The sequence below is a fragment of the Brevundimonas sp. AVps5 genome (assembly GCF_058681515.1).
In genome coordinates this window covers 2867529-2894033 of sequence record NZ_CM178740.1, presented here as the reverse complement: position 1 = coordinate 2894033, position 26505 = coordinate 2867529, and the positions used below count along the sequence as shown (strand labels likewise).

Sequence of the window (26505 nt, the reverse complement as noted above, 5' to 3'; positions counted from 1 at the left end):
CAGGCCATGGCCGAGCTGACGAAGAGCCGCAAGCGCTGGATTCTGGTCGCTACGGTGCTGGGGTCCAGCCTGACCTTCATCGACGGCTCGGCCCTGGGTGTCGCCCTGCCTGCGATTCAGCGGGATCTCGACGCAGGCCCGGCGGCGGCCCAGTGGATCTCCAACGCCTATCTTCTGACGCTCGGGGCGCTGGTCCTGATCGGAGGGGCGGCGGGCGACCGGTTCGGGCGCAGGCGGGTGTTCCTGATCGGCGTCGTCCTGTTCGCCCTGTCGTCCATCGCCTGCGGACTGGCACCGACCGCGCAACTGTTGATCGTCGGGCGGGCGGCGCAAGGGATCGGCGCGGCCCTGCTGACGCCGGGTGCGCTGGCCCTGATCGGGGCGACCTTCCCGGCGAAGGAGCGGGGGGCGGCCTTCGGGGCATGGGCCGGGGCAGGCGCCCTGTTCGGCATGGTCGGACCTCTGGTCGGGGGCTGGCTGGCGGACCACGCCGACTGGCGGGCCATTTTCTGGATCAATGTGCCGCTGGCCACGATCACGGTGGTCGTGGCGCTGAGGGCTGTGCCGGAGAGCCGGGACGAGGACGCCGGGGGGCTGGACTGGCCGGGGGCTCTGCTGGCCGTGAGCGGGCTGGGGGCCTTGATCTGGGGTCTGACGGCGGCGCCGGATCTGGGCTGGACCCACCCGGGCGTGATCGGCGGCTTGATTGGCGGGGTCGTGCTGCTGGCGGGATTCCTGTGGGCCGAGGCGAAGGAGCTGCATCCGATGATGCCGCTCGGCCTGTTCCGCTCGTCCGAGTTCAGCGGACTCAATCTGTTGACGCTGCTGCTCTATTTCGCTCTCGGCGGGGCGATGTTCTTCCTGCCGTTCGAGCTGATCCGGGTGCATGGCTGGTCGGCGACCGGGGCGGGGTCGGCCATGCTGCCGTTCGCGGCGGTGATGGGGCTGTTCTCGGGCGCGGCGGGCAGGTTGGCGGACCGGTTCGGGGCGAAACTGTCGCTGAGCGTCGGGCCGATACTGACCGGGATCGGGCTGGGGCTGCTGGCCCTGATGCCGCCGGACGCGGGCTATGTCGCCGGACCTCTGGCGGGGATGACGGTGATGGCCGTGGGCATGACCCTGGCCGTCGGGCCGCTGACGGCGGCGGTGATGGGGGCGGTCAAGGAGGGGCACACGGGCGTGGCCTCGGGCGTCAACAACGCCGTGGCGCGGATCGCGGGCCTGCTCGCCGTCGCCCTGTTGGGGGTGCTGTTGTCAGCGGTGTTCGTTTCAGGCCTTGGGCAGGACATCGATGCGCCGGATGCCCGCCAGCAGCTCGGGGCCGTGATGGCGGGCGAGGGCTCCCTGTCCGAGGAGGCGATCACCGCCTTCCATCGGGCCTTCCAGACGGTGATGGTCGCCTGTGCGGCCTGCGCGATCCTTGGCGGGGTCGTGGGGCTGCTGACCGCGCCGGGTCGGGTTCAGAAGACCGAGTAGAGCGCCTGGATCAACCGTTGCGCGCGGGGGTCGCCCAGCAGATAGGGCGACTGGCGGGTCATGACATAGGCAGCCGAAAGCCTCGCCTCTGGATCGGCGAAGGCGCAGCTGCCGCCCCAGCCGCAATGGCCGACCGCGTTCGGGTTCGGCCCGAAGATGTCCAGGCCCTGGTTGCGCGTGAGCCCGGCCGCCCAGCTGATGTCGAAGGGCAAGACGAGATCGCGGCCGCTGATCCGCTCGCGTGTCATCTGATCCAGCACATCGGGCGACAGGACGGCCACGGCGTCGAGGACACCGTCGTTGGCGACGAGCCCCATGATGCGGGCGAGATCGAGCGCGGTGCCATGCAGGTTGGCCGACGGGATCTCGATCGTCCGCCAGTCGGTCGAGCCGCGCCCGCCGGGGGCCGAACCCTTGTCGAGGAAGGCGGCGGACTTGATCGCGTCGACGGGGCCGAGGTCGATGGGCCGGGAGGGCTTGCGCAGGGCGGCGACCCGGTCGTGCTGGTCTTCCGGCAGGCCGATCCACAGGTCGAGGCCGAAGGGGTCGGCGAAATCCTGGCTCAGGGCCTGACCCAGGCTGCGGCCGTCGGCGAGGCGGTGAACCTCGTTGGCGAGGTAGCCGACCGTGACAGGGTGGTAGCCGGAGGCGGTTCCGGGCGGCCACATCGGAGCCTGCGCCGCCAGTCGGTCGAGGACGGCGCGTGGGTCGAACCAGATGGCGGGATCGGCCGGCGTGTCGAAGCCCGGCAGACCGTCCTGGTGCGACAGCATCTGGGCCACCGTGATCCCGGCCTTTCCATTGGCCCCATAGGCGGGCCAGAGGGCGGCGACCTTTTCCTCGTAGGCCAGTTTCCCACGTTCAACGGCGACGGCCATCAGCAGGGACATGACGGCCTTGCCGGTCGAGAAGACGGGGGTCAGGGTCCGGTCGGTGAAAGGGGTTCCCGTGCGCGGGTCGGCGTGACCGGCCCAGAGGTCGATGACCGTCTCTCCGGCCATGACGACGGAGAAGCGGGCGGCCTGTTCGTTCAGGCCTTCCGGCGCGTCGGTGAAGTTTTTCGCGAAGGCATCCTTCACGGCAGCGAAGCGGGGGGGGCAGAGGCCGGAGATTTCGGGGACGGTATCGGTCATGCCGGGGTCATACCGGGGGATCGCTCCGCCTGCCAACGGAGGACGCCAGTCGCAGCGACGACGCCGGAGGCGAGACTGGCCTGCAGCAGATAGCCGCCGGTGGGGGCCTCCCAGTCGATCATCTCCCCGGCGACGAAGACGCCCGGTCTGGCGGTCAGCATCAACGATGGATTCAGAGCGGCGAATTCGACGCCGCCCGCCGTGGAGATGGCCCGCTCCAGCCCCTGGATGCCGGTCAGCTTCAGCCGCACCGCCTTGATCCGTTTGGCCAGCTTGTCGAAGCCCGGCGGAATGTCGCCGATCTCGCGCAGCAGGGCGACGGCGACGGGCGACAGGCCGCCGGCCTTGCGCAGGTGGTTGGTCATGGAGTCCTTGCCGCGCGGGCGGGACAGGCGTTCGGAAAGCGCCGTCTCGGTCAGGTCGGGACGCAGGTCGACGACCAGGGTGGCGGAACCCTCGGCGGCGATGGCGGCGCGCAAGTGCGCGGAGAGGGCGTAGATCGCCCCGCCCTCGACGCCGTAGCGGGTGACGACCATCTCGCCGCGCACCGTCTGGTCGCCGAAGGTCAGGCTGGCGGGTTTCAGCACCTGACCCGTGAACCGCTCGATCAGGATATCCGACCAGGCGACGTCGAACCCGGCGTTGGCCGGGACCAGGGGGGAGACGGCGACGCCCTCGCGCTCCAGTGTCGGGACCCAGAGACCGTCCGAGCCCAGCCGGGGCCAGCTGGCACCGCCCATGGCGAGCACGGTGGCGGCGGGATGCTCGATCCGTTCGCCGTCGGGGGTCTCGAAGGTCAGGGCCTCGTCCTGCCAGCCGGTCCAGCGGGAGCGGGTGCGGATTTCGACGCCGAGCTCCGACAGCCGGGCCAGCCAGGCGCGCAACAGGGGCGAGGCCTTCATGGCGCGGGGGAAGACCCGGCCGCTGGAGCCGACGAAGGTCGGCTGGCCGAGCGTAGTGGCCCATTCGGTCAGGTCGTCAGGGGAAAAGGCGTCCAGCCAGTCGGAGATCGGCCCTGCCGCCCCGGCATAGCGCGCGAGGAAGGCGTCCTGATCTTCCGAGTGGGTCAGGTTCAGGCCGCCGCGCCCGGCCATCAGGAGCTTGCGTCCCACAGACGGCATGCGGTCGTGGACCACGACGCGGGCTCCGGCCCGGGCCAGGGTTTCGGCCGCCATCAGGCCTGCGGGTCCGGCCCCGATGACGTGGACGGCGAGGTGTTCGGGATCGGTCATCGCGCTCCTCTAGCCTGCCGAGCCTTGCGGAGGAACGTCCGTGTCCCGCATAGACTTTTCGGATCATGAGCGTCGCCTTCACGCGCGAGGAGGATCTGGAGGCCACGGCCGCCGATCTGCCGGACCGCCCCATCTCCACCCATCCGAATTTGGTGACCGTCGCAGGCCTCGCCGCCATCGAGCGCGCCCTCGCCTCAGCGCGGGCGGCCTATGCGAGCGCCCAGGCGTCCGGCTCGATCGAGGCCGACCGGACGGCGATGGCGCGGGCGACGCGGGACCTGCGCTACTGGTCGGCGCGGCGAGCCACGGCGCAGCTGGTCGAGACCGAGGCCGACGGCCGGGTGCGCTTCGGCGGCTCGGTGACGATCGAGCGGGATGACGGCCGCACCCAGACCTGGCGGATCGTCGGCGAGGACGAGGCGGACCCGGCGAACGGCTCGGTCAGCCAGGTCTCGCCCCTGACCCGCGCCCTGATCGGCAAGGGCGTCGGCGACGAGGCGATGGTGGCCGGACAGGGCGTCGAAATCATCGCGGTGGACTGAGTTTCTTCCGTGCACCCCGGCGAAGGCCGGGGTCCAGATCGCAGATTCTGGCGTTTCGGATGAAGCGTCACCACTTCTGCTCCTACCAATGAACGTTTCCATCTGGACCCCGGCCTTCGCCGGGGTGCACGGTGTGAGTTGAATGAGCCTCCGCTCGAAAGGACATCTCTCTTCATGGCCAGAAAACCCAACTACGGCTTCGAACGTATGGAACGCGACAAGGCGGACGCCGAGAAGGCCGCCCGCAAGGCCGCCGCCAAGCTGGCGAAGAAGGAAGCGAAAGCCCGGGGCGAGGACGTCGACCACCCCGACTGGCAACCGCCGGAAGACGAAGCCGTCTAGGACTCGCGGGTTCGCCTGCCGTCGCGACGCGGTCGCGCCCTGGTCGCCGCGTGCGCGGCCGGGGGCGGGTCTCCGCCGATCTATGTCCGGAATGACGAAGGGAAGTAGGCCTGTCAGGCGAACCCGGCTTCCAGATCGGACAGGCGCGCCGCCTGGTCCTCGGCGATCAACGCGTTCAACAGCGGGTCGAGGTCGCCTTCCATGATCTGGGGCAGGCTGTGCAGGGTCAGGTTGATGCGGTGGTCGCTGACCCGGCCTTGCGGATAGTTGTAGGTGCGGATGCGTTCTGACCGGTCGCCCGAACCGACCTGGGACTTGCGCGTGTCGGACCGGGCCTGGTCCTTCATCTGGCGCTGCATGTCGTAGAGGCGGACGCGCAGGTTCTTCATCGCCTTGTCGCGGTTCACATGCTGGGACTTCTCCGAGGACGTCACCACGATCCCCGACGGGAAATGGGTGATCCTGACGGCGGAATCGGTCTTGTTGACGTGCTGGCCGCCCGACCCGGAGGCGCGGAAGGTGTCGATGCGGATGTCCTTGTCCTGGATGTCGATCTCGACGTCCTCGACCTCGGGCAGGACGGCGACCGTGGCGGCCGAGGTGTGGATACGGCCCTGGGTCTCCGTGGCCGGGACGCGCTGGACGCGGTGGACGCCGCTCTCGAACTTCAGCCGGCCGAACACGCCGTCACCGGTGACGGTGGCGATGATTTCCTTGTAGCCGCCGGCGTCCCCCTCGGTGGCCGAGTCCAGCTCGACCCGCCAGCCGCGCGTGGAGGCGTAGCGCGAATACATGCGGAACAGGTCGCCGGCGAAGATGGCGGCCTCGTCCCCGCCGGTGCCGGCGCGGACTTCCAGCACGGCCGAGGCGTTCTCATCGGCGTCGCGCGGGGCCAGCAGCAGGGCGACGTCGCGCTCCATGTCGGGCAGGCGGGCGTTCAGCGTTTCCAGCTCGTCGGCGGCCATGGCGGCCATCTCGGGATCAGCGGCCATGGCCTGGAGATCCTCGATCTCGGCGCGGGATTTCGCCAGGGCCATGACGGCATCGGCGACCGGCTTCATCTCGGCGTGCTCTTTCGACAGGCGCACGATCTCCTGACCGTCGGTGGCCGCGCCCATACGGGCCTCCACCTGATGGAAGCGGTCCAGGACCTGGTCGAGCTTGGACTGGGGCAGGCGCAAGGGCGGGGTATCCATCGAAGAAGCGAGGCGCGGTCTTACTCCGGCGGGGCTTGCTGTGTCGATGCGTGGACCTGTTCACGCAGACTTGTGGGGATGGTGAGCCACGATGACGTTGGCGTCAGAACGGTTACACTGGGCCGCCCGGACGCCTAGGTCGAACCCTGCAGACAGAGGGGACGACCATGTTCGACGGAACCATCCACGCCGACACCGCCGACGGAGACCGGGCCAATCTTGATGCGATCCTCGAGCGGTACGACACCCTGATGGACGATCCGGCGGCGATCACGCCCGAGGACGCGACGGACCTGAACGCGCTGGCAGGCATCTTCGATCTCGACACCGACCGATCCCCGCAGGACCTGTGGCCCGACGTGCGCGCCGTGCTGACGGCCCAGAGCCCCAGGGTGGTCGAAGAGCCCGTGCCCGCCGGCGAGACGGCCGCCCAGACCATTCTGGTGGTCGAGGACGACCCGGAGATGGCCCAGGACCTGACGGCTCTGCTGGTCGAGGCCGGTCACGATGTCGTCGGTCCCTTCCACAGCGCCGAGGCGGCGGAGGTGGCCGCCGGGTTGCATGCGATTGACGTTGCTCTGCTGGACATCAACCTGTCGGGCGCGGCCGACGGCGGGACGCTGGGGCGCAATCTGAAGGCGCGCTGGGGCCTCAAGATCATTTTTCTGTCCGGAGATGTCACCGCCGCCGCGAGCCATGCCGACATCGCCGAAGCCATGATCATCAAGCCGTACCGGGCCACGGACGTCCTGGGCGCGCTGCAACGGGCGTCGGTGTCAGCCGTTCTATCCAGTCGCAGGAGATAAAATCGGCGTCATGACCGTTACGCCTGGAGTAGCCGTGCATTAGCTGAAGATGACGGATGATCCGGTGCGCCCCCCAGCGTCGGATCAGGGGGTTCAATGGACACGTTTCTGCTGTTTCTGCTGGTCGGCGTTGTCGCCCAGGCGATCGATGGAGCCCTGGGCATGGCCTATGGGGTGATCTCGTCGTCGGTGCTGCTGGCCTTCGGCGTGCCGCCCGCGACGGCCTCGGCCAGCGTGCACGGGGCGGAGGTGTTCACCACGGCGGCCTCGGCCGGCTCGCACATCTGGCACAAGAACGTAGAATGGCGACTGTTCGTCCCTCTCGCCATCGCGGGGGTGATCGGCGGCGTCTTCGGCGCCTATGTGCTGGCCGGGATCGAGGGCGACGTGATCAAGCCGTTCGTCGTCGCCTATCTGGCGCTGATGGGCTGCTACATCCTGTGGCGCGCGACGCGCAATGTGCCGACCAGACGGATCCGTCCTTCGTGGATCGTCGCGCCTCTCGGCGCCGTCGGCGGCTTTTTCGACGCGATCGGGGGCGGGGGCTGGGGTCCGACCGTGTCCTCGACCCTGGTCGGCGCCGGTTCCGAACCGCGCCGCGCCATCGGCACGGCCAATACGGCCGAATTCTTTCTGACCGTGGCCATCTCTGCGACCTTCGTCTGGGCGCTCGTGACCGGGCACTGGAAGGATGCGGACGCCCTGACCAATCACGCCTCGGCCGTGGCCGGATTGGTGGTCGGCGGGCTGCTGGCCGCTCCCTTTGCCGGCTATATCACCAAGATCGTGCCGCAGCGGGCGCTGACCTATGGCGTCGGCGGCTTGCTGCTGGTGCTGGCGGGCTTCCAGGGCCTGCAGCTGGCGGCGGTATTCTAGGCCTTATTCGGCCGCTTCGAGCGCGGCGGCTTCGGCCTCGCGGGCTGCATCGAGCTCAGCCGCCCTGGCCTCGACCAGTTCCACGATCTCGTCGACCATTTTCCCGTTGTCGAGTTTATGGGCCATCTTGCCGTTCAGATAGACCATGCCTGCGCCCTTGCCGCCGCCGGTGAAGCCGACGTCGGTGTAGAGGGCCTCGCCCGGGCCGTTGACGACGCAGCCGATGATCGACAGCGACATCGGGGTGGCGATATGGGCCAGCTTCTCTTCAAGGATGCCCACCGTCTCGATGACGTTGAACCCCTGACGCGCGCAGGACGGGCAGGCGATGATGTTGACGCCCCGGTGGCGCAGGCCGAGCGACTTGAGGATGTCGAACCCGACCTTGATCTCCTCGACCGGATCGGCGGCCAGGGAGACCCGGATGGTGTCGCCGATCCCGGCCCACAACATATTGCCCATGCCGATAGCGGACTTGATCGTGCCCGAGCGCAGCGGTCCGGCCTCGGTGACGCCCAGATGCAGGGGGCAGTCGATCGCCTCGGCCAGTTGCTGGTAGGCGGCGACGGTCAGGAAGGGGTCCGAGGCCTTCACCGAGATCTTGAACTCGTGGAAGTCGTGGTCCTGCAGGATGCGGGCGTGGTTCAGGGCGCTCTCGACCATGGCCTCGGGGCAGGGCTCGCCGTATTTCTCCAGCAGTTCCTTCTCCAGCGAGCCGGCGTTGACGCCGATGCGCATGGAGCAGCCGTGGTCCTTGGCGGCCTGGATGACGTCGCGGACGCGGGACGCATTGCCGATATTGCCCGGATTGATGCGCAGGCAGGCGGCGCCGGCCTCGGCGGCCTCGATGCCGCGTTTGTAGTGAAAATGGATGTCGGCCACGAGCGGGACCTTCGCCTCGCGGGCGATGGTGCGGAAGGCGGCGGTGGACTCCTCGTCGGGACAGGAGACGCGGACGATATCGGCGCCGGCTTCCTCAAGCTCGCGGATCTGCCCGATCGTGGCACTGGCGTCCCAGGTCGGGGTATTGGTCATCGACTGGACGCTGATCGGGGCGTCGCCGCCGACCGGAACAGTTCCCACCATGATCTGGCGGGACTTCCGGCGCTCGATATGGCGCCAGGGTCGGATGTGGGAGAGGTCGCTCATGACGGGATCAGTATAGGCCCGCCCGGGTCACAAGGCCATGACGGGTTGGTTCACTTCCCGTCTCCCGCAAGAGGAGAAGGGCATCAGCGTGTGGCGACCAGGGCCTCCTGCCCGGCGGAGACCGTCTGCAGCACCGCCGCCTGAGTGGTGGCCGCAGCGCGGGCCGCCACGGCCTGGGCCGCGAGGGCTTCGGCCTGGACCTGGGCCGCCGTCTGGCGGGCGAGGCCGGCGGCGCGGCCGTTCAGCTGGCTCAGCGGGGTCAGGATGCCGGTCAGGGCACCGCCGTGTTCGCCGTTCAGATAGACGTCGAAGGCGGTCGGGTCTGACACGTCGATGGTGGCGGCGACATCGGCCGGGGCGCGCCAGGCCTCTCCGGCCGCCAGCTGGCGGGCGAACAGGACACGGCCGTCGGCGAGACGGACGACCAGGGTGCCGGCCTTGCGGGCCTGGAGCACGACCTGCGAGGCGGTAGCCGAGGCACCGTAGATGGCGCCGCGCGGGTTGAAGGCAGCCTGGACCGGCGGCGCGCTGGCGGCGGCCGCAGCGGCGACGGCAGCCGTGTCTGCCGGATCGACGCCGGTCAGCTGCGCTTCGAGGCCGGGGGTGATGTAGAGCACGGGTGTGGTCTGGTCGGCCGGAGCCGGCTGGGGCGCGCCGACGCGCAGGCCGTTCTGGCCGGGAACGTCTCCGAGGCTCCAGCTTTCCGGAATCTCGGCGATGTCGGAGGGCTGGGGCGCGCGGATCAGGCTGACGCGCTGAAACACGTTCCAGCCGATGACGGCCAGGGCCAGCAGCACGATGCCGCCGATGATGCGGGGCGAATAGCGGCGGACCTCCTCGAAGGCCACGCCGGTCGGAGCCTGGAGCGGGACCGACCCGTCCGGCGTCTCGCGCTTGTAGCGTTCGACGGCGAGCTGTTCGTCGAGGCCCAGGGCACCGGCATAGGCGCGCACATAGCCGATGGCGAACACGCGCGACGGCAGGCCGGAGACGTTGTTTTCCTCGAGCGCGCGCAGATAGCGTTCGTGCACGCGGGTGTCGGCGGCCAGTTCGGCCAGCGACCGGCCGGAAAGCTCGCGTGCATTGCGCAGACCGTCGCCCAGAGTCGCAGCGTCGGTGATGGAGGGCACAGGGTCCTTCCAGTCCGGATGAGCCCGAAACTCGTCGGGGACGTTCCCCGTATCCAGCGCCATTACGCCTTGCCCCACACTCGGCCCGACTGAAGATTTCAGCAGCGCCGTACTCGACCAGGGCCCGGTTACCACATCGCTGTGACGGTCCCCGCCTCCCCCCGGAGGCCTACGCGTATCATCCTGTGGATAACCCATTTCAGCCGCCGGTTCAACGTCTTGTTAATCGTGAATCGATCCCGTTCCGGGATTGCTCACAGACCGACGTTCAACTTCCGGGCCAGACTTTCGATTTCGCTGCGGATCGATCCGGCCGAGGATCCGAGCAGGTTGTTCATACCGCGTTTGGCCGCCGCAAGGTCGGTCGACAGGATCATCCGCTTGACCGGACCGACGCCGCCCGCCGGGGCCGAGAGGCGGGTGAAGCCGAGGCAGATCAGGGCGAAGGCCTCCAGCGGCCGGCCGGCGAGTTCGCCGCAGACGGATACAGGCGTGCCGGTCTCGGTGCAGGCCTTCTGGATCGACTGAAGCGCGCGCAGGGCGGGGGGCGACAGGGGGTCGTAGCGGTCGGACACCAGCGGATTGGTCCGGTCGGCGGCGTACATATACTGGAACAGGTCGTTCGAGCCGATCGAGACAAAGTCGGTCATCGGCAAAAGGGCATCCAGGTGCCACAGCAGGCTGGGACACTCGATCATCGCCCCCACACGCAGCCGGGCCGGCAGGGGCCGGCCACGTCGCCTCGCCCATTCGCACTCAACGTCGACCAGTTCCCGGGCGGCGCGGAACTCGTCGACGGTGGCGATCATGGGGAACATGACACGCAACTCGCGTCCGGCGCCGGCGGCCAGAAGGGCGCGCAGCTGGAGACGCAACAGGCTGGGCCGGTCGAGACCCAGGCGGATGGCGCGCCGTCCAAGGGCCGGATTCTCCTCCCGCTCGGTGGTCTCCATATAGGGCAGGACCTTGTCGCCGCCGATATCGAGGGTGCGGAAGGTGACCGGGCGGTCGCCCGCCGCGTCCAGCACCAGCTTGTAGAGCGCCGTCTGTGAGTTCAGACGCGGCAGCTCCTCTGACACCATGAACTGGAACTCGGTGCGGAACAGGCCGATGCCCTCGGCACCCGTCTCGTCGAGGTTCTCGAGGTCCACGGCCAGACCGGCGTTGGTCAGCAGGGTGATCCGGGTCCCGTCGGCGGTCACGGCCGGCACGTCGCGCAGCCTGGCGAACTCGGCCTGGCGCTGTTCGCGCAGGGCCATGCGCGACCGGACCGATTCCAGCATGTCTGGGCGCGGCCGCAGATGCGCCTCGCCGGTCTCGCCGTCGACGATGACGAGATCGCCCTCGCTGAGCCGGTCGCGCACGCCCTGCAGGCGGCCGACGCAGGGGATCTGGAGGGCGCGGGCGACGATGGCGGCGTGGCTGGCGGCCGAGCCTTCCTCGATCAGCAGGCCCTTCAGCTTGTGGCGCGGGTACTCCAGCAGGTCGGCGGGGCCGAGGTTGCGCGCCACCAGGATGGCGTCGTCCGGCAGTTCGCGCTGGCCCGGGTTCTCGCCGCCGAGCACCCGCAGCAGCCGGTTGGCCAGGTCCTCGAAGTCGTGCAGCCGTTCCTTGATATAGGGATCGCGGGCCTGGGCGAAGCGGGCGCGGTGTTCGTTTCGCACCCGGTCGACGGCGGCCTCGGCGGTCAGGCCGCCGCGCACAGCCTCCTCCAGCGACCGGTTCCAGCCCCGGTCGTCGGCGAACATCCGGTAGGTTTCCAGCACCTCGAACGACTGGCCTGCCAGTTTGCCCTGACCTCCGTCGAGCAGGGCGTCGATGGACTTCTTGAGAACCATCAGCCCCTCGCGAAGGCGGATCTCCTCGACCTGCTGGTTGTCGGCCAGCAGGCGTTCAGGCGGCAGGGGGGCCTCGTGCAGGACGACGTGGCCGAAGGCGATGCCCTCGGCGAACCTCTGGCCCTTGATCCGCTCGGGCCGGTGGGGCGCGACCTCGATGTCGCGCAGTTCGTCCTGGGCCAGCAGCTCGCCCGAGGCCACGGTCTCGGCCAGAACCATGGCGATGGTCTGGATATCCTCGACCTCGTCGGGGTCGTAGCGTCGCTCGGCCCGGTTCTGGACGACGAGCACGCCGATGGCCCGGCCGCCCCGCAGCAGGGGCGCGCCGAGGAAGGCGTGGTACGGGTCCTCGCCCGTCTCCGGCCGATAGGCGAAGCTGGGGTGGGACGGCGCATCAGACAGGCTGACAGGCTGGGCGAGGCGGGCCACCTCGCCGACCAGACCCTCGCCCGGCTTCAGCCGCGTATTGTGGACGGCCTCGGGATTCAGGCCCTGTGTGGCGAACAGCTCCATCTCGCCCGAGGCGCGGCGCAGATAGATGGAACAGACCTCGGCCACCATCGACTGGGCGATGGTACGGACGACCACGTCCAGTCGACCCTGGGCCGGGCCACCGTCGGCCATCGCCTCACGGATCTGGCGCAGAAGGACGCGCGGTCCCCTGGTCATCGATCCGCCCGCTATGGCCATCCGGTCTCCCTGTCCGACCCCGGGATGGGGACGGGCTCAGCCGATACTATACCGCTTCCAGCCCATAGGCCGAATGCAGGGCGCGAACGGCCAGCTCGGCATAGGCGGCGTCGATCAGGACGCTGATCTTGATCTCCGAGGTCGAGATGGCCTGGAACTTCACGCCCTTGTCCGCCAGGGCCTTGAACATGGTCTGGGCGACACCCGCATGACTGCGCATGCCGACGCCGATGACCGAGACCTTGGCCACATCCTCGTCGACGCGGATCTCCTCGAAGCCGAGGTCGGTCTGGGCCGCGCGCATCAGCTCGGCGGCGCGCGAGGCGTCTCGCCGGCCCGTGGTGAAGGTCAGGTTGACCGCCCCCTCGTTGCGGGCCTGGGACTGGACGATCATGTCCACGTTGACGCTGGCCTCGGCCAGGAGCGTGAAGACGTCGGCAGGGGCGTCGACCCGGTCGGACAGGCCCAGCAGGGTGATGCGGGCCTCGTCGCGGCTCATGGTCACGCCGGACACGATGCGTTTTTCCACGATTTCCTCCTCGTCGCAGATCAGGGTGCCGGACTTGGCGGGCAGCACGCCGTTTTCGTCGGGTTCGATGAAGCTGGAGAGCACGCGCACCGGCACCTGCATCCCCATGGCCAGCTCGACCGAGCGGGTCTGGAGCACCTTCGCCCCGAGGGACGCCATCTCCAGCATCTCCTCGTAGGAGACCCTCTCCAGCCGTCGTGCCCTCGATTCGATGCGAGGGTCGGTCGTGTAGACCCCGTCCACGTCCGTATAGATGTCGCAGGCGCAGCCGAGGGCAGCGGCCACGGCGACGGCCGAGGTGTCCGACCCGCCCCGGCCCAGGGTGGTGATCCGGCCGCCGGGCGTGACGCCCTGGAAGCCCGGGATGATCGCGATCTCGCCGCCGTCGAGCGCGGCGCCCAGTTTCTCGCCGGGAACATCGACGATGCGGGCGCGGGCGTGCTCCTCGTCGGTGAGGATGGGGATCTGCCAGCCCATCCAGCTGCGGGCGTTCAGACCCATATTGCGCAGCGTCAGCGCCAGCAGGCCCGAGGTCACCTGTTCGCCCGAGGCGACGACGACGTCATACTCGTCGTCCGACAGCGGCAGGCCGGGCGCGGCCCCGCCGGCGCCGTCGGTCCAGGCCACCAGTTCATTGGTCTTGCCCGCCATGGCCGAGACGACGACGGCCACCGAATGCCCGGCCCTGACCTCGGCCGCGACGATGCGTGCGGCCCGGCGAATCCGCTCCAGGTCGCCCATGGAGGTGCCGCCGAACTTCATCACCAGTCGTTTGGTTGTCGGCCGCGTCATCGTGGCGTTTGTCCCCGTCTTGCCAGAGGGCCGCAAAAGGGGTTCACCCTTGCGCCCATGGCCGCTTCTACCGACCCGTCGACGATGCGCAAACCCCAAACGGGGCAAGGTTTTCCGGATACGGCCCCCGAGTCGGCAAAGGGCGCGAGCATCGACCCCGCCGACGTGGCCCGGTTCTCGGCCCAGGCGGCAGAATGGTGGGACACGACGGGGCCGTTCGCGCCCTTGCACAGGTTCAATCCGGCGCGCCTCGCCTTCATCCGGGATCGGGTCGCCGAAAGGTTCGGCCGCGACCCGAAGACCCGCGCTGCCTTCGCCGGCCTCACCCTGATCGACATCGGCTGCGGCGGCGGGCTGATCGCCGAACCGATGCGGCGGATGGGGTTCGAGGTCACGGCGGTTGACGCCTCTTCCGAGAACATCGGCACGGCCCGGGCCCACGCGGCCGAACAGGGCCTCGACATCAGCTATCGGGCCGCGACCGTCGAACAGGTCGAGGCGGAGGGCGCGGGGCCGTTCGATGTCGTTCTGGTGCTGGAGATCATCGAACACGTCGCCGACCCGCAGGCCTTCATCCAAGCCTGTTCGCGGCTGGTCGCACCGGGCGGGATCATGGTGGTGGCGACACTGAACCGCACCCTGAAGTCTCTGGCGCTCGGCAAGATCGCAGCGGAATACATCCTGCGCTGGGTGCCGGCGGGGACGCATGTCTGGCGCCAGTTCCTCAAGCCCGACGAAATCCGGACCATGCTGGCGGGCGAGCCTCTGGAGGTGACCGGCCCCTTCGGCCTCAACTGGTCGCTACTCAACGATCGCTGGAGCGAGAGCGCCGACGCCGACATCAACTTCATGATGCTGGCCACGCGAAATCAAGCGTAACCTTACGGCGATTTCATCTGGCTGTCGGTTTTGTAACGGGATTCCGGCCGATCAGGCTGGCATTCGGGGCTCATAACAATGGAGCATCCAATGAAACGCCTGCTGACCCTGACCGCCACCGCCGCCGTCCTCGCCTCCGCCCTGATGACCTCGGGATGCATCATGGTGAACGGCGCCGACTTCAACGACGAGACCGCCTGGCACGGCAACGACGCCCAGCCGTTCGACGCCGCCCGCGACGAGTGCGACGAACGCACCGAGAGCCGCGACGCCTTCCGCGCCTGCATGGCCGAGAAGGGCTGGACCCGCAGCTAGAGCCTGATCGTTTGAGACGGAAGCGCTTCGCGCTTCTGTCGAAAGCGTGAATCCTGCTCTAGACCGCGCGAGTCATATAGCGGGCGTCGGAGCCGTAGCTGGCCAGTCTGGCCGCCATCTCCGGCGTCTGCCGCACCTCGAAACCGTGACCGCGCCAGAAGTCGACGGCGTCGTTGACGGCGACGAGGGCGATGGTCGCCCAGCCGCCCGCCCTGGCCAGATCGACCACCGCCGCTACGGCCGGTTTCGACCAGCCCTGACCCCGGACCGCCGGGGTCAGGGCGAGGTCGTGCAGATACAGGACCCCGGCGTCCGTCGGGATGGCCTCGATCAGGGTGTTCAGGGTCGGCGCCGCATCCTTCGCCCAGGGATAGGCGACCAGATAACCCTCCAGCCCGTCCGGCGTCTGCAGCACGAAACATCCCGGCGCATTCAGCGCCAGCCGGTTCGCGAAACAGGGGCGACCCTCGAAATGGTCGGGAAAGCCGGTGACGGCGATCTCGGCGACGCGGTCGAGATCGGCGGCCGTCATCGACCGCCAGCCCGCCTGTTCGCTCAGGCCGGGCAGCGCGCGTTCAGGTCCGCCTTGCGATATTCCCATGCCATCGCCTGTTGCCGGTCGCCCATCTGGCCCTCGATCCGGGCCTTCAGGACGTCTCCGTCACGTTCGTAGATGACGCGCTGTGGAAAGTCGTGGGCGGCGTTCTCGAACACGACCCGCGTTCCGCTGGCCTCGACGGCGGGGAAGACCACGGCCGGGGCGCCTCCGACGCCCGCAAAATAGGCGACGCCTGCGCCCGGCGCGGACGGGGCGATGCGCGCCAGTTCGAAACTGGCCCGGCCGTTCTGCAGGGTGACCGCGTGGCCTGCCATCAGGCCGCCGCGCGGATCGCTCCAGGTCTCCGACACCTCGCGCCCGCCCTCGCAGGCCAGCCAGTAGCCGCCCATCCAGGAAAGCTGGTCGGCGGTGACGGGGGCGGTCTGCAGGACGCCGGCGGCGAACAGGGCGGTCAGGATGGTCATTCGTGTGTCTCCCCAGGCCGCGTCGGGCGGCGACGGATCAGGACCTAGGCCAGATGCGGCGGGCCGGGCTTGTAGGTTTGCGACGCGATGGCCCGGGCCAGTTCGACCTGTTCGCGCGCCCATTCCGTCGCCGTGCAGCCGAGGAAGCGGCGGAAGTCCCGCGCCATCTGGGGCTGGTCGAAATAGCCGGCGCCCAGCCCGGCCTCGAGCCAGCCGGAGGATTCCTCGCCCGGCTGGACATGGTCGAACACCCGCCGAAACCGCATCACCGAGCGCAGCATGCGCGGCGAGACCCCGACCCGGTCGAGGAAGCGGCGCTGCAGGGCCCGCTGGTCTGCCGGCGAGCGCACGGCGGCGGGCGCATCGTCCATCATCGCCTCGACCTCGGCGCGCACGAGCCGATCGACGGTCCAGCCCTGTGCGAGCCGCAGCGCCTCCAGCCGGTCGGTCATGGCCTTTGCCTGGGCCTCGGGATCGCCGGCGGGCGGGGCGACGCCCCTGAGCCGCGCGACCATGTCCAGCCTTGCGTCCGTCGCGGTGTTCAGCGGAGCGCCCAGCCAGTCGCGGGCACCGTCGGGATGGAAGCGGACGGCGACCAGCTCGACCGGTCCGACCGGCCGGATGGCGATGGGCCGGGTCATCTGGCCGGCGAACAGGGCCGGGGGCTGGAGCGCCCAGGCCCCGTCCGGCCCCTCCTCCTCATACGGCGCGCCGATGTCCAGGATCAGTTCGGGACAGCCGTCCGGGGCGATGCGCTGGACGGTGTCGGAGGGGTCGGGGTTGGCATAGGTCCAGACCACCTTGACCCAGGGGGCCAGGGACGGCGGCGGCGGAAACTCGGCGTAGCGTTCCCCCACGCCCACTCCTCAGTTGACCTTGGCCGGATCCACGGGGGCCGGCGGCAGGGCGGCGCAGGGCACGCCGTCTTCCTTCAGCGCCCTGACCTCGGCGGGCGTGGCCTCGCCGTAGATCTCGCGTTTCTCCGTCGTGCCCTCGTGAATGGCGCGGGCCTCGCGGGCGAAGGTGTCGCCGACATAGTCGAAATTCGCCTCGACATGGCTGCGCACCTCGCGGGCAGCCTGCAGCATCATGGTCTGGACCTTCGCCGCCATGTCCGGATCGGTGCCGCGCTTTTTCGTGCCCGCCACCGCCGGGGCCATGATCTGTTTCGCGACGGCCCGGGAGCCGCAAAAAGGGCATTCGACCAGACCGCGCGCCGCCTGGTCGTCATAGTCCGAGGACGAGCTGAACCAGGCCTCGAAAGGGTGGTCGTGATCACAGGCGAGGGCGTAGCGGATCATCGGGGGGCCGCGAAGTCACGGTCGTGACGCAGGGCGGGCACCGAAGTGCGGGCCTTTTCGACGGCGGCAAAGTCGAGCCTCGCGTGGAGCACGCCGGGCTCGTCATGATCCAGTTTGGCGACGATCTCGCCCCAGGGTCCGACGACGGTCGATCGGCCCCAGGTCTTGCGACCGTCCTCGTGCGTGCCACCCTGGGCCGGGGCCAGGACGAAGGCGCCGGTCTCGATGGCGCGGGCGCGGAGCAGGGTCTCCCAATGGGCCTCGCCGGTCGGGACGGTGAAGGCGGCGGGGACCGAGATCATGCAGGCCCCGGCCTTGGCCAGCTGGCGGAACAGGTGGGGGAAGCGGATGTCGTAGCAGACCGCCAGCCCCAGACGGCCCCAGGGCGTATCGGCCAGGGCCGCGCCGTCGCCCGGACGGATGCTTGAGCTCTCGCGATAGGTCTCGCCGTTGGGCAGGTCGACGTCGAAGACATGCAGCTTGTCATAACGGGCGACGATGCCGCCGTTGGCGTCGATCACCAACGAACGGTTGGCCGCCCGGTCGTCCCCGGCATGCTCCGACTTGACGATGGCCGAGCCGATCAGGATCCAGACGCCCAGCTCCGCCGCCAGATGACGGAGACCCAGAACCACCGCGTCCTGTCGCTCGCTGACGATGGCCAGGCCGCGCCGGTCCTTGCGCTGTTCCAGCAGGTTCGACCCTTCGGGCGTCAGGATAAACTTCGCCCCCTCGACGGCCGCCTGACGGATCAGGGGTTCGACATGGGCCAGGGCCGCCGCCTGGGTCGCCGGCGTGCGCGTCTGGATCAGGGCGATGGGCAGGCTTGCTGACATTCAGGCCGCCAGAAGCGCGTCGAGCTGGCCGCGCCGGTCCAGCGCGCTCATGTCATCGGAACCGCCGATGTGGTTTCCGTCGATGAAGATCTGGGGGAAGGTGGCCTTGCCGCCGGACTTCTGGACCATCTCGGCCTTCTTTTCCGGATCGCTGGAGGCCACGATCTCGGTGAAATCGACGCCCTTGCGCGTCAGCAGGCCGATGGCCGCGATGCAGTAGGGACAAGCGGGTTTGGTGTAGAGGACGACGTCAGCCAAGGCGGATCTCCGAAAGTTCAGTCTGATCGACCGTCCACGGTGTAATGGCCGTGCCGGTCGAACCGTCCGCCTATCTAGGCAGTTCCCGCGCGGTTCGCACCCTCGCGATGACGGCAAGGTCCACGGCGCGGGCTCCGGCTCCCAGCAAGGCCCGGGCGCAGGCCTCGGCCGTGGCCCCGGTGGTCAGGACATCGTCGACCAGCAGGATGCGCCGCCCTCGCACCTGTCGCGCCCCGGACTCACTGACGGCGAAGGCGGACTTCACATTGAATTTGCGGCCCCTCAGGCTGAGCCCACCCTGGGTCCCCGTGGCACGGGCGCGGATCAGGGCGTCGGGCAGATAGTCGCGCTTCGCCGACCGGGCCATCGGTCGGGCGATCTCGGCGGCCTGGTTGAAACGCCGGGCCAGAAGCCGCGACGGGTGCAGCGGCACGGGCACGACGGCGTCGCAGTCCTCGATCAGGGGCGCGGCGGCGCGGCCCAGCCAGCGGGCGAACAGGGAGGCGAACTGCTGTTGGTCGCCATGTTTGAACTTCAGGATCAGGCCGCGCGAGGCGGTGTCGTAGATGCAGGCGGCGCGGGTCCGGGCGAAACCATAGGGCTGGGCGATACAGGCGGCACAGCGATCCGAGGCGAAGTCGCCGCCGTCATATTCGAACGCCGCCCCGCAGCCGTCGCAGACCGGGTCCTCCAGAAAGATCACCCGGCTCCAGGCACCCGCCGTCAGGCCGGCGGCGGCCGTGGCTTCGCGGCTGTCGTGGGCCATGGGCGGCAGGATCAGATCGGCGAGACCGCGCCCGAACGACGTCAGTCCGCGACCGATCCGCGACCGGCCGTCTTCCCAACGCCCTCCCCAACCCCCATCCTGAACAGCCATGACCGAGACCGGCCCTCCCCTGATCTTCGACACCGCGCGGCGGGCGGCCCGGCTGGCGCGGTCCGAGCGCCGGTTCGTCGACGCCGACTTCCTGCACCGCCGCGCCGCCGAGAACGCCGTTCTCAGCCTGGAGGCGACCTTGCGGGAGTTTCCGGTCGCCGTCGACCTGTCGGCGCATCCCGGGCCCTTCGCCGAGGCCCTGGCCGACAGCGACGCCGCCGGTCGGGTCGGGACGCCGCGCGCGGTCGGGGATCGTTCGGACCGGGCGGGGCCTGGGGCGAGGACTTTGGAACTCGAGGCGGGATCGGCCGATCTGATCGTGTCGCTGATGACGCTTCACTGGGCCAATGACCTGCCGGGCGCGCTGAGCCAGATCCGCCGATCCCTGAAGCCGGACGGCCTGTTCCTCGGGACCCTGCTGGGCGCGGGGACGCTGAAGGAGTTGCGCGGGGTGCTGACCGAGGCCGAGTTGGCCGAACGCGGCGGGGCCCAGGCGCGGGTCTCGCCCTTTGCCGACGGCTTCGACGGCGCGGGTCTGTTGCAGCGGGCGGGGTTCGCCCTGCCTGTGGCGGACGTGGACCGGCTGACGGTGCGCTATCCGGACCTGTTCGCCCTGATCCGTGATCTGCGCGCCATGGGCGAGACCAATGTGCTGGCGGGGACGATCCGCCCCCTGACCCGCCCGATCATCGCGCGGGCGGCGGCCCTGTATTCAGAGCGGCACGGCGAGGCGGACGGGCGCATCCCGGCGACGTTCGAGATCGTCAACCTGGCCGGCTGGGCGCCGCACGAGAGCCAGCCCAGGCCCCTGCCGCGCGGCTCGGCCAGGGTCCGGCTCGCCGACGCCCTGGGCGTCGTCGAGCATGGGCGGCGTGATAATTAGAGCGGCGAGGCCTCGACCAGGACCTCGGTGCGGCGGCGCAGGGGTTCGGCCACGCCTGACGCGGTCGTCGCCCCCTGGTCGCCCGCCGCGGTCAGTTCGAAAGCCGGCGTGGGCCAGCCGGCGGCCTTCAGGACCCCGGCGACCGCCAGGGCCCGCTGCTCGGACAGCGCCTGGTTGGCGTCGGCGTTGCCCGTCGACGATGCCAGCCCGAGCACCCGGACGGTGTTGATCCTGCAGCCCTGAAGTTGGGTCGCGGTCAGGCCGATGGCTGTTCGCGCCGCGTCGGTGAGGGTCGCCTGATCCTCGGCGAAATAGATGTCGAACCGCTTGGCGGCGCAGGCCGGGGGCTCGGTCACCAGCGCGTCCCGGCCCGGCGTCCGCAGGGTCGAACAGCCCGCCAGCGCCACCGCCGCAAGACCGGCCGCCAGAATCGTCGATCGCATCGTCATGGGGCCCGCTCCGTGATCACTTCATGGCAAGGGCGGCCCGCCATGTGACGAACCGCCCTGAAAAACCTTGCGGTTCAGTATCCTAGTAGCGACGCTGGCCGTTTTCCCAGTAGCACTCGTCCTGGCGGTTGTCGTAGCAGTAGTAATAATTTCCGCGGTTGTCGCGGTAGCGCTGCTGGGCGTTGCGGTCCGCTTGCGAGCCGCGGACCGCGCCGACGGCGCCGCCGGCGAGTCCGCCGATGAGGGCGCCGGTCGCGGCGTTGCCGCTGCCGACGTTATTGCCGATGATGGCACCGGCGATAGCGCCGATGCCGGCACCAATGGCGCCCTGGCGGACAGTTTCGTTGGAGCCGTTGCCGTAAGGGTCGCTGGCGCAGGCCGAGGCCAGGAGGCCCGCGGCCCCGATCGCGATAATCGCCTTGTTCATGAGATGGTCCTTCATTCCTGATGTTCGCCCCGAAAGCGAGAACGCTGGATTATGGCAGAGGTTCCGCGCCTATGCTCGCGGTTAACGATGTCATATGATTGTCGAAGCAGGCGCGCGAGGGGCGTGGCCTGCGAAACGGCAGTCCGAGGGGAGTTACAATGCGTTTTCCTGAACCGGTCCGGATGGCGGACGACGAACATGCCAGCCCGGTATGGGCCCGCAACAAGCGTCGGGGCGGCGGAGGCGGCGGATTCGTCGGCCTGATCGTGACTCTGCTGGCCTTGTTCGGCGTGCTGACTGCGGTGCTGGGCATCAAGGAACAGTCGCTGGCCGAGGGCGGGGCAATGATGGACGGCTGGATCACCGCCGGCGTCAACCAGGGCAAGACGCTGATCGGCCAGGCCCCGGAGGCCGCAGAGGTCGCCGTCGACAAGGCCGGAGACGCGGCCGGCAAGACCGGCGCCGCTCTGGAAGCCGGCGCAGCGACCACGGCCGAGACGCTCAAGACCCAATAGTGAAGCTTCTCCGGAACGCCCGGCGAGACGGCGCGTTCGGAGCGAGTGACCGACCCGATGCTGCCTGACGTCGAGACCCCGACGCCCGATGACTCGACCATGGAGCCGCGTGCCGAAGCGCGCGCCCTGACCCCCCATGTCCTGATCAACCGGGTGGTGGTGCTGGTCAATCCGCTGGCCGGCTCGGTCGGCCCGCGCGCGGCGGCCGAGGTCGAGGCGATCCTGAGCGGGTATCCGTGCGAGGCGGAGGTGGTCGAACTGGCCGGTACCACGATGGACGCCCAGATCAACACGGCCCTGGCGTCCGCGCCAGACGTGCTGTTCGTCCTGGCCGGTGACGGGACGGCGCGGGCGGTGGCCTCCAGGGCCGGACCGAAGGGTCCGCTGGTCGCCCCCCTGCCGGGCGGAACCATGAACATGCTGCCGAGGGCCCTCTTCGGCACGACCGACTGGAAGGCCGCCCTGCGAAACGCTCTGGAACACGGCACGTCCCAATGTGTTTCGGGCGGTTCGGTCGAGGGTCAGGCCTTCTATTGCGCCGGCATCTTCGGCTCGCCCGCCCTGTGGGCTCCGGCACGGGAGGCGATGCGGACCGGCAAGCTGAGCCTGGCCTGGACCTACGGCCGGCGCGCCCTGCGCCGCGCTTTCTCGGGCAAGATCCGGGTCGAGCTGGACGGCGGCAAGGCGCGCAAGAGCGAGGCCCTGGTCCTGATCAGCCCGATGATCTCACAGGTGATGGAAGAGCCGGTGGGCCTGGAAGCCGTGGCGATGAATCCCGTCGACGCGGCCCAGGCCTTCCGCCTGGTGGCCACGGCCCTGTTCGGCGACTGGCGCCAGGATCCGTCGATCGTGGTCCGGCCGGCCAGACGCATCCGCATCAAGTCGCGCTCGCGCATCCCGGCGGTGCTGGACGGCGAGCCGACCCTGTTGCCCCACGACACAACGGTGACCTTCATCGCCAAAGCCTTCAACGCCCTGGTCCCCGAACCGCAGATTCCTGTTGTTCTGGCACCCGAGGACACAGTCTGAGCATGGGGCGGGTCCTGCAGTTTTCGGACATCCATTTCGGGGTCGAGCACAAGCACGCCTGCGCGGCCGCGCTCGACTACGCCCACGCCGGGCCCAGCGACCTGATCCTGATCACCGGCGACATCACCCAGAAGGGCTATCCGGACGAGTTCGCGGCCGCCGGTGCCTGGATCAAGGCCATGCCGACGCCACGCTTCGTCATCGTCGGTAATCACGACGTGCCCTACTGGGACGTGGCGGCGCGGCTGTTCTGGCCGTGGAAGGCGTTCGAGACGGCGACCGGCCATCCCGCCCATGACGGGGAGTTCGTCTCGCCCTCGGTCATGGTGCGGGGCGTGACCACGGCGCGCGGCTGGCAGGCGCGCGCCAACTGGTCCAAGGGGGTCATCGACCTGGACCAGACCCGACGCGCGGCCGAGGCCCTGCGCGCCGCGCCGGTCGGGGCGTTGAGGATCCTCGCCTGTCACCACCCGCTGATCGAGATGATCGGCGCGCCGATGACCGGCGACGTCAAGCGAGGCGACGCCGCAGCCGAAATCTTCGCCGAGGCCGGGGTCGACCTGATCACCACGGGCCATGTGCATATGCCTTTTGCCCTGCCGATCGACCTGTCGGACCGCTGTTCCTACGCAATCGGCTGCGGGACCCTGTCGCACCGCGAACGGGGCACGCCGCCCGGCTTCAACGAGATCGTCTGGGACAAACACCAGATCACCGTCAACGCCATCGCCTGGACCGGCGACCGGTTCGAGTGCAGCAAGTCGTGGAAACTCCCGCGCCGTCAGGATACGCGCCATGCGGAGACCGCGCCCGACCCCGCCGTGCCGGGGGTCAAGGAGGCGGCGGCGGTGTGAGGCCGGAGCCTCAATTTATATTTCACCCCAGGAAGGTTCTCCCCGTCGGCCGCCTCGCGAAACCGTCAGCCGGCGCCTTAAGGCGCTCGTCGCCGACGGACGCATCCTGAGAGACGAGCCTGGCTGTCGAACGGTCAGCGGCGTGATGACGTGAGCGGGAATCTGGAATTCGCGCGGTTCAGGACCGCCGGGTTGAACGCCGCGTCTCAGACGCTGGGCCGATTCTGAGCGCGAGAGTTGCTCAGGGCCTCTTCGCGAACATCGTCGATCCAGGTTTCGACCAGGGCGTGGGCATCCGTCTGCACGCGGTCGCCGGTGATCCGGGCGGTCTGTTCCAGACGCTCCGCCTCGGCCGAGAGACCGTCCAGGACCTCCACCAGCGCCGCCGGTGAACGGCCGGAACAGGCACGGCACAGTCCCCGCACGACCGCCTGCAAGGCGATCAGGTTCACCGAGATGGTCTGCAAATCAGTTTCGACGGTCATGGGCGTTCCCTTGGGCGGCCGTCTGCTAGTGGGAACTTGACCTAAGGGCAAGCTGAAAGTGACCCGTTTCGGGTCGTCCGGTTCTTTGGTGTGGATCAAGAAAAAGGCCGCTGCCCGGGGGGCGCGGCCTTTTCCTTATACCTGGCTTCAGCCGGCTATATGCGCGTCCCGCGTCCCCGGAGCCCGCCGGTGAAGAACGAGATCACCATCAGTACGAGGAAGACGACGAACAGGACATAGGCGATGTTCATGGAGAGGCCGGCGACGCCGCCAGCACCCAAGGCACCGGCGACGAGCGCCAGAACGAGGAAAATCAGAGCCCAGCGAAGCCTGGGGTTTGCCTCCAGAAAAGCGGTTGATGGACGACGACGCCGGAAAATGACGCCGCCTGTCCAATCAACGTTCCAGACGCCGAGGCGTTCCGCTTAACGCCGATATCCCCGCCCTTGCGGCTTCTCCGAGAAGGCCGCTGCGACCATCGTGGCCAGGGCCGGGTTGCGCAGGAAGATCCAGCCGCCGGCCAGGGCCGCGACCGTGCCGAGGATCGGACGCTGGCGGAACAGGGCGAAGGCGCGATGGCCCAGACCCAGGTCCTCGTCCTCATAGTCGTCCTCGTCGTCCGTCGCGCCTGAGGCATTGAGGAAGACCAGGGCCACAATGATCGCGACCAGGGCGAAGAACCCGGCCGTGATGGCGGCGGCCCCGAGCGGCGGCAGGACCAGCGCGAGCGAGAAATAGAGGGTCGCGCCGAGGGCGACGATCACCACGAAGGCGCAGGCGGCGACCACGACGGCCGCCGTCAGTTTCTTGACCAGCCCCTTGCCGATCATCAGCGGCGACGGCCCGCGAGCAGCAGGCCGAGCACGATGCCGACGCCCAGGGCGATGGCGGTCGACTGGACCGGACGCTCCTGCACCCGCTCGGTGAGGTAGCGCTGGGCTTCGTCGAACCGCTCGGAGGCGTCGTCGTAATACTCACGGCCGCGCACGCGGGCCTGGTCGTAGTAGCCACGGGCCTGATCGCGCAGTTCATCGGCGTGCTCGCGGATGCGGGCATCAGCCTCGGCGGCCTTTTCGCGAAGGCGGGCCTCGGTCTCGGCCGCCCTGGCCTTCAGCCGCGCGGTTTCCTCGCGGGCGCCGACCTTCAGGTCTTCCTTGAGGGTGTTGAGGTCGTTCTTGATGTCTTCACGTGCCTTCGAGGTCGCCATGATGCCGCGCTCCGTTTTGTCAGCTTGGCCTTAGATACAGGCCTAGCCCGCTCAACGCCATATTGCCGTGGCGGTTCCTTTGCGGTGCAGCAAGGGGAGGGACTGGGGACGAGCGACCAGGGACCAGAGAAGGGCGCGGTCGCGGCGTTGATCCGCCTTCTGGTCCCTCGTCCCCAATCCCCAGTCCCTCCAAGGCCCTGCTTTTGACCTCTCTCCTGTTCGCCCCTGCCCCGACCGTCTCCCTGCCCTACGATCAGTCGGCCCTCTGCCGGGCGCCGACTGATCGAGCCCCGTTCTGCCGGTAAGGAACCGGTAGGGTCTCCCTCAGCATCGCTTAAGCATTGCCGGTGCAGAGTGGCGGGGTGAAATCAGGCGTCTCCCCTTCTCCGGCCGCGAAGCTGGCCCTCGCGGTCGTGACCGAGCCTGAGCGCGCGCTCCCCATTCCCGTCGGCGCGCGCGAAGAGGCGATGCGCACCCTGTTGCAGACGGCCGCTGACGCAGGCGTCGCCCTGATCGCCACGCGCCCGAACGGCGACGGTGAGCGGCTGCTGGGACAGGCCTGGCCCTTCCCGTCGCCCTTCTCCGTGACCGTGCGCACCGTGGCCCTGTCCGAAGGTCTGGACCGGGTCGAGGCCCGTGCCCGGCGTTCGCTGGAGCGGATGGGTCTGCCGCGCGGCGACGTCCTGCTGGCCTCCGGCGCCGCCGACCTCGCAGGCGTCGAGGGTCGCGCCCTGTGGGACCGGATGCAGGCGCTGAAGGACCGCGGCCTGTACAAACGCATCGGTTTCCTGGCGAAGATGGAGGACGGACCGACGCTTCTGGCGCGCCGCTTCCAGCCGGACGTGGTGCAGATGCCCTGCAATGTTCTCGACCAGCGCCCGGTGACCGAGGGCGTCCTGAGCGACCTCGCCGGGATGGGGGTCGACGTTCATGTGTCGTCGGTGTTCGCGCGGGGCCTGTTGTTCACCAATCAGGAAAATCTGCCGCCGCATCTGGCCAGCCATGGTGTCGCCCTGTCGCGCACGCGGCGTCGTCTGGCCGAGGCGCGAATCGATCCGATGCAGGCGGCGCTCGCGTTCTGCCTGGGCCTGCCGCCGGTCGCCGCTGTGGTCGCCAGCGTCGCCTCCGCCGCCGAACTACGTGCGGTCCTGGCCGCCGCCCATGCACCACGTCCCGACCTGGACTGGGACGCCCTGGCCTTCCAGGAGCCGGCGGTGCTCAGCGCGGGATACCGGCAACGGGTCGCGGCCTGATTCTCCAGTCCTCCCCCATCGGGGGAGGTGGCGCGGCGCGCCTTTGCGACGTGACGGAGGGGGCTCGCACCAGTCCTCTGCGTTCGCGGATCGCCCCCTCCACCACAGCGCAAGCGCGCTGCGGTCCCCCTCCCCCGATGGGGGAGGAATAGCTTGAGCCGACGCCGACGATCCGTCACCCTG

General features: G+C 69.2%; 32 protein-coding genes. 12 read left to right on the top strand and 20 right to left on the bottom strand.

All coding sequences use genetic code 11. The annotated features are described in order from the left end of the window. The first annotated feature begins 6 nt into the window (after positions 1-6). Positions 7-1476, top strand: coding sequence for an MFS transporter (locus tag ACW18A_RS14665; RefSeq protein ID WP_492022443.1), 1470 nt, complete (start codon positions 7-9; stop codon positions 1474-1476). Here the strand turns inward: ACW18A_RS14665 and ACW18A_RS14660 are convergent. Beyond that, positions 1461-2609: a serine hydrolase domain-containing protein gene (locus ACW18A_RS14660; RefSeq protein WP_492022442.1), complete on the bottom strand. Its 1149-nt coding sequence runs from the start codon at positions 2607-2609 to the stop codon at positions 1461-1463. The genes ACW18A_RS14665 and ACW18A_RS14660 overlap by 16 nt on opposite strands. Further along, positions 2606-3841: a BaiN/RdsA family NAD(P)/FAD-dependent oxidoreductase gene (locus ACW18A_RS14655; protein WP_492022441.1), complete on the bottom strand. Its 1236-nt coding sequence runs from the start codon at positions 3839-3841 to the stop codon at positions 2606-2608. The genes ACW18A_RS14660 and ACW18A_RS14655 overlap by 4 nt, the downstream gene beginning before the upstream one ends. Before the next feature lie 65 nt (positions 3842-3906). On the opposite strand from ACW18A_RS14655, the gene greA reads away from it, so the two are divergent. Then, entirely contained in the window at positions 3907-4383 is a 477-nt protein-coding gene (gene greA / locus ACW18A_RS14650; protein ID WP_492022440.1) for a transcription elongation factor GreA, read from the top strand. 174 nt (positions 4384-4557) lie between these two features. Then, positions 4558-4725, top strand: a complete 168-nt coding sequence (locus ACW18A_RS14645; RefSeq protein WP_303694703.1) for a hypothetical protein — start codon at positions 4558-4560, stop codon at positions 4723-4725. Positions 4726-4838: 113 nt separating this feature from the next. On the opposite strand, the gene prfA is transcribed toward ACW18A_RS14645, so the two are convergent. Then, complete coding sequence (prfA, locus tag ACW18A_RS14640; protein ID WP_492024405.1) at positions 4839-5906, bottom strand: peptide chain release factor 1; 1068 nt, start codon at positions 5904-5906, stop codon at positions 4839-4841. A 182-nt stretch (positions 5907-6088) separates the two neighbouring features. On the opposite strand from prfA, the gene ACW18A_RS14635 reads away from it, so the two are divergent. Together ACW18A_RS14635 and ACW18A_RS14630 are read left to right on the top strand one after the other, a co-directional pair. Next, complete coding sequence (locus tag ACW18A_RS14635) at positions 6089-6727, top strand: response regulator (protein WP_492022439.1); 639 nt, start codon at positions 6089-6091, stop codon at positions 6725-6727. Positions 6728-6823: 96 nt separating this feature from the next. Continuing rightward, positions 6824-7603, top strand: a complete 780-nt coding sequence (locus ACW18A_RS14630; protein WP_492022438.1) for a sulfite exporter TauE/SafE family protein — start codon at positions 6824-6826, stop codon at positions 7601-7603. 3 nt (positions 7604-7606) lie between these two features. Here the strand turns inward: ACW18A_RS14630 and ispG are convergent, their stop codons facing one another. The 4 genes from ispG to ACW18A_RS14610 form a co-directional block, all read right to left on the bottom strand. Continuing rightward, positions 7607-8752, bottom strand: a complete 1146-nt coding sequence (gene ispG, locus ACW18A_RS14625) for a flavodoxin-dependent (E)-4-hydroxy-3-methylbut-2-enyl-diphosphate synthase (protein ID WP_492022437.1) — start codon at positions 8750-8752, stop codon at positions 7607-7609. Positions 8753-8835: 83 nt separating this feature from the next. Beyond that, positions 8836-9945, bottom strand: coding sequence for a helix-turn-helix domain-containing protein (locus tag ACW18A_RS14620; protein WP_492022436.1), 1110 nt, complete (start codon positions 9943-9945; stop codon positions 8836-8838). A gap of 191 nt (positions 9946-10136) precedes the next feature. Continuing rightward, positions 10137-12410, bottom strand: a complete 2274-nt coding sequence (gene ptsP / locus ACW18A_RS14615) for a phosphoenolpyruvate--protein phosphotransferase (RefSeq protein WP_492022435.1) — start codon at positions 12408-12410, stop codon at positions 10137-10139. A 46-nt stretch (positions 12411-12456) separates the two neighbouring features. After that, on the bottom strand, positions 12457-13731 hold the full coding sequence (locus ACW18A_RS14610) for an aspartate kinase (protein WP_492022434.1): 1275 nt from the start codon (positions 13729-13731) through the stop codon (positions 12457-12459). Between the two features lie 57 nt (positions 13732-13788). On the opposite strand from ACW18A_RS14610, the gene ubiG reads away from it, so the two are divergent. Continuing rightward, positions 13789-14610, top strand: coding sequence for a bifunctional 2-polyprenyl-6-hydroxyphenol methylase/3-demethylubiquinol 3-O-methyltransferase UbiG (ubiG, locus tag ACW18A_RS14605; RefSeq protein WP_492022433.1), 822 nt, complete (start codon positions 13789-13791; stop codon positions 14608-14610). A gap of 90 nt (positions 14611-14700) precedes the next feature. Next, positions 14701-14925, top strand: a complete 225-nt coding sequence (locus ACW18A_RS14600; RefSeq protein WP_492022432.1) for a hypothetical protein — start codon at positions 14701-14703, stop codon at positions 14923-14925. Positions 14926-14983: 58 nt separating this feature from the next. On the opposite strand, the gene ACW18A_RS14595 is transcribed toward ACW18A_RS14600, so the two are convergent. From ACW18A_RS14595 to ACW18A_RS14565, 7 genes are all read right to left on the bottom strand, one after another. Then, positions 14984-15526, bottom strand: coding sequence for a GNAT family N-acetyltransferase (locus ACW18A_RS14595; RefSeq protein ID WP_492022431.1), 543 nt, complete (start codon positions 15524-15526; stop codon positions 14984-14986). Further along, positions 15481-15948 carry a DUF6265 family protein gene (locus tag ACW18A_RS14590; protein WP_492022430.1) on the bottom strand — a complete coding sequence of 156 codons (468 nt, stop codon included), beginning with the start codon at positions 15946-15948 and terminating at the stop codon, positions 15481-15483. Before ACW18A_RS14590 ends, ACW18A_RS14595 begins: the two co-directional genes overlap by 46 nt. Positions 15949-15992: 44 nt before the next feature. Beyond that, a complete protein-coding gene (locus ACW18A_RS14585; protein WP_492022429.1) occupies positions 15993-16805 on the bottom strand; it encodes a DUF6597 domain-containing transcriptional factor in 813 nt (270 codons plus the stop codon). Between the two features lie 9 nt (positions 16806-16814). Further along, entirely contained in the window at positions 16815-17249 is a 435-nt protein-coding gene (locus tag ACW18A_RS14580; RefSeq protein ID WP_492022428.1) for a DUF1178 family protein, read from the bottom strand. Continuing rightward, positions 17246-18085 (bottom strand): carbon-nitrogen hydrolase family protein, encoded by an 840-nt coding sequence (locus tag ACW18A_RS14575; protein ID WP_492022427.1) that lies wholly within the window; start codon positions 18083-18085, stop codon positions 17246-17248. Before ACW18A_RS14575 ends, ACW18A_RS14580 begins: the two co-directional genes overlap by 4 nt. Continuing rightward, positions 18086-18343 (bottom strand): glutaredoxin 3, encoded by a 258-nt coding sequence (grxC, locus tag ACW18A_RS14570; RefSeq protein ID WP_492022426.1) that lies wholly within the window; start codon positions 18341-18343, stop codon positions 18086-18088. A gap of 70 nt (positions 18344-18413) precedes the next feature. Further along, positions 18414-19220 carry a ComF family protein gene (locus ACW18A_RS14565; protein ID WP_492022425.1) on the bottom strand — a complete coding sequence of 269 codons (807 nt, stop codon included), beginning with the start codon at positions 19218-19220 and terminating at the stop codon, positions 18414-18416. Between ACW18A_RS14565 and ACW18A_RS14560 the strand changes: the two genes are divergently transcribed. Then, positions 19219-20103, top strand: a complete 885-nt coding sequence (locus tag ACW18A_RS14560; RefSeq protein ID WP_492022424.1) for a methyltransferase domain-containing protein — start codon at positions 19219-19221, stop codon at positions 20101-20103. The genes ACW18A_RS14565 and ACW18A_RS14560 overlap by 2 nt on opposite strands. Here the strand turns inward: ACW18A_RS14560 and ACW18A_RS14555 are convergent. Further along, positions 20100-20552 (bottom strand): OmpA family protein, encoded by a 453-nt coding sequence (locus tag ACW18A_RS14555; RefSeq protein WP_492022423.1) that lies wholly within the window; start codon positions 20550-20552, stop codon positions 20100-20102. The genes ACW18A_RS14560 and ACW18A_RS14555 overlap by 4 nt on opposite strands. Before the next feature lie 82 nt (positions 20553-20634). Beyond that, positions 20635-20979 (bottom strand): YMGG-like glycine zipper-containing protein, encoded by a 345-nt coding sequence (locus tag ACW18A_RS14550; protein WP_492022422.1) that lies wholly within the window; start codon positions 20977-20979, stop codon positions 20635-20637. 158 nt (positions 20980-21137) lie between these two features. Between ACW18A_RS14550 and ACW18A_RS14545 the strand changes: the two genes are divergently transcribed. From ACW18A_RS14545 to ACW18A_RS14535, 3 genes are read left to right on the top strand one after another with little or no spacing between them, the layout of a single operon-like run. Further along, positions 21138-21494: a hypothetical protein gene (locus ACW18A_RS14545; RefSeq protein ID WP_492022421.1), complete on the top strand. Its 357-nt coding sequence runs from the start codon at positions 21138-21140 to the stop codon at positions 21492-21494. A gap of 45 nt (positions 21495-21539) precedes the next feature. Beyond that, the gene (locus ACW18A_RS14540; RefSeq protein ID WP_492022420.1) at positions 21540-22523 is read left to right on the top strand and encodes a diacylglycerol/lipid kinase family protein; all 984 of its coding nucleotides are present in this window, start codon (positions 21540-21542) and stop codon (positions 22521-22523) included. 2 nt (positions 22524-22525) lie between these two features. Further along, positions 22526-23377, top strand: coding sequence for a metallophosphoesterase family protein (locus ACW18A_RS14535; RefSeq protein ID WP_492022419.1), 852 nt, complete (start codon positions 22526-22528; stop codon positions 23375-23377). Positions 23378-23583: 206 nt separating this feature from the next. Here the strand turns inward: ACW18A_RS14535 and ACW18A_RS14530 are convergent, their stop codons facing one another. The 4 genes from ACW18A_RS14530 to ACW18A_RS14515 all read right to left on the bottom strand — a co-directional run bounded on the left by ACW18A_RS14530 (position 23584) and on the right by ACW18A_RS14515 (position 25069). After that, positions 23584-23862: a hypothetical protein gene (locus tag ACW18A_RS14530; protein WP_492022418.1), complete on the bottom strand. Its 279-nt coding sequence runs from the start codon at positions 23860-23862 to the stop codon at positions 23584-23586. Between the two features lie 155 nt (positions 23863-24017). Beyond that, positions 24018-24143 carry a DUF1328 family protein gene (locus ACW18A_RS14525; RefSeq protein WP_492022417.1) on the bottom strand — a complete coding sequence of 42 codons (126 nt, stop codon included), beginning with the start codon at positions 24141-24143 and terminating at the stop codon, positions 24018-24020. Positions 24144-24287: 144 nt separating this feature from the next. After that, on the bottom strand, positions 24288-24692 hold the full coding sequence (locus tag ACW18A_RS14520; protein WP_492022416.1) for a hypothetical protein: 405 nt from the start codon (positions 24690-24692) through the stop codon (positions 24288-24290). Then, the gene (locus ACW18A_RS14515) at positions 24692-25069 is read right to left on the bottom strand and encodes an ElaB/YgaM/YqjD family protein (protein ID WP_492022415.1); all 378 of its coding nucleotides are present in this window, start codon (positions 25067-25069) and stop codon (positions 24692-24694) included. The genes ACW18A_RS14520 and ACW18A_RS14515 overlap by 1 nt, the downstream gene beginning before the upstream one ends. A gap of 362 nt (positions 25070-25431) precedes the next feature. Here ACW18A_RS14515 and ACW18A_RS14510 point away from each other — a divergent pair, with 362 nt between their 5' ends. After that, entirely contained in the window at positions 25432-26322 is an 891-nt protein-coding gene (locus tag ACW18A_RS14510) for an aldo/keto reductase (RefSeq protein WP_492022414.1), read from the top strand. Positions 26323-26505 lie beyond the last annotated feature (183 nt).

Bases quoted from the DNA above. Each gene is read 5' to 3' on its own strand.
- ACW18A_RS14665 (WP_492022443.1), top strand. From the start codon at position 7: ATGGCCGAGCTGACGAAGAGCCGCAAGCGCTGGATTCTGGTCGCTACG.
- ACW18A_RS14660 (WP_492022442.1), bottom strand. From the start codon at position 2,609: ATGACCGATACCGTCCCCGAAATCTCCGGCCTCTGCCCCCCCCGCTTC.
- ACW18A_RS14655 (WP_492022441.1), bottom strand. From the start codon at position 3,841: ATGACCGATCCCGAACACCTCGCCGTCCACGTCATCGGGGCCGGACCC.
- greA (WP_492022440.1), top strand. From the start codon at position 3,907: ATGAGCGTCGCCTTCACGCGCGAGGAGGATCTGGAGGCCACGGCCGCC.
- ACW18A_RS14645 (WP_303694703.1), top strand. From the start codon at position 4,558: ATGGCCAGAAAACCCAACTACGGCTTCGAACGTATGGAACGCGACAAG.
- ACW18A_RS14635 (WP_492022439.1), top strand. From the start codon at position 6,089: ATGTTCGACGGAACCATCCACGCCGACACCGCCGACGGAGACCGGGCC.
- ACW18A_RS14630 (WP_492022438.1), top strand. From the start codon at position 6,824: ATGGACACGTTTCTGCTGTTTCTGCTGGTCGGCGTTGTCGCCCAGGCG.
- ispG (WP_492022437.1), bottom strand. From the start codon at position 8,752: ATGAGCGACCTCTCCCACATCCGACCCTGGCGCCATATCGAGCGCCGG.
- ACW18A_RS14620 (WP_492022436.1), bottom strand. From the start codon at position 9,945: ATGGCGCTGGATACGGGGAACGTCCCCGACGAGTTTCGGGCTCATCCG.
- ptsP (WP_492022435.1), bottom strand. From the start codon at position 12,410: ATGGCCATAGCGGGCGGATCGATGACCAGGGGACCGCGCGTCCTTCTG.
- ACW18A_RS14610 (WP_492022434.1), bottom strand. From the start codon at position 13,731: ATGACGCGGCCGACAACCAAACGACTGGTGATGAAGTTCGGCGGCACC.
- ubiG (WP_492022433.1), top strand. From the start codon at position 13,789: ATGGCCGCTTCTACCGACCCGTCGACGATGCGCAAACCCCAAACGGGG.
- ACW18A_RS14600 (WP_492022432.1), top strand. From the start codon at position 14,701: ATGAAACGCCTGCTGACCCTGACCGCCACCGCCGCCGTCCTCGCCTCC.
- ACW18A_RS14595 (WP_492022431.1), bottom strand. From the start codon at position 15,526: ATGGGAATATCGCAAGGCGGACCTGAACGCGCGCTGCCCGGCCTGAGC.
- ACW18A_RS14590 (WP_492022430.1), bottom strand. From the start codon at position 15,948: ATGACCATCCTGACCGCCCTGTTCGCCGCCGGCGTCCTGCAGACCGCC.
- ACW18A_RS14580 (WP_492022428.1), bottom strand. From the start codon at position 17,249: ATGATCCGCTACGCCCTCGCCTGTGATCACGACCACCCTTTCGAGGCC.
- ACW18A_RS14575 (WP_492022427.1), bottom strand. From the start codon at position 18,085: ATGTCAGCAAGCCTGCCCATCGCCCTGATCCAGACGCGCACGCCGGCG.
- ACW18A_RS14560 (WP_492022424.1), top strand. From the start codon at position 19,219: ATGACCGAGACCGGCCCTCCCCTGATCTTCGACACCGCGCGGCGGGCG.
- ACW18A_RS14565 (WP_492022425.1), bottom strand. From the start codon at position 19,220: ATGGCTGTTCAGGATGGGGGTTGGGGAGGGCGTTGGGAAGACGGCCGG.
- ACW18A_RS14555 (WP_492022423.1), bottom strand. From the start codon at position 20,552: ATGACGATGCGATCGACGATTCTGGCGGCCGGTCTTGCGGCGGTGGCG.
- ACW18A_RS14550 (WP_492022422.1), bottom strand. From the start codon at position 20,979: ATGAACAAGGCGATTATCGCGATCGGGGCCGCGGGCCTCCTGGCCTCG.
- ACW18A_RS14545 (WP_492022421.1), top strand. From the start codon at position 21,138: ATGCGTTTTCCTGAACCGGTCCGGATGGCGGACGACGAACATGCCAGC.
- ACW18A_RS14535 (WP_492022419.1), top strand. From the start codon at position 22,526: ATGGGGCGGGTCCTGCAGTTTTCGGACATCCATTTCGGGGTCGAGCAC.
- ACW18A_RS14530 (WP_492022418.1), bottom strand. From the start codon at position 23,862: ATGACCGTCGAAACTGATTTGCAGACCATCTCGGTGAACCTGATCGCC.
- ACW18A_RS14520 (WP_492022416.1), bottom strand. From the start codon at position 24,692: ATGATCGGCAAGGGGCTGGTCAAGAAACTGACGGCGGCCGTCGTGGTC.
- ACW18A_RS14515 (WP_492022415.1), bottom strand. From the start codon at position 25,069: ATGGCGACCTCGAAGGCACGTGAAGACATCAAGAACGACCTCAACACC.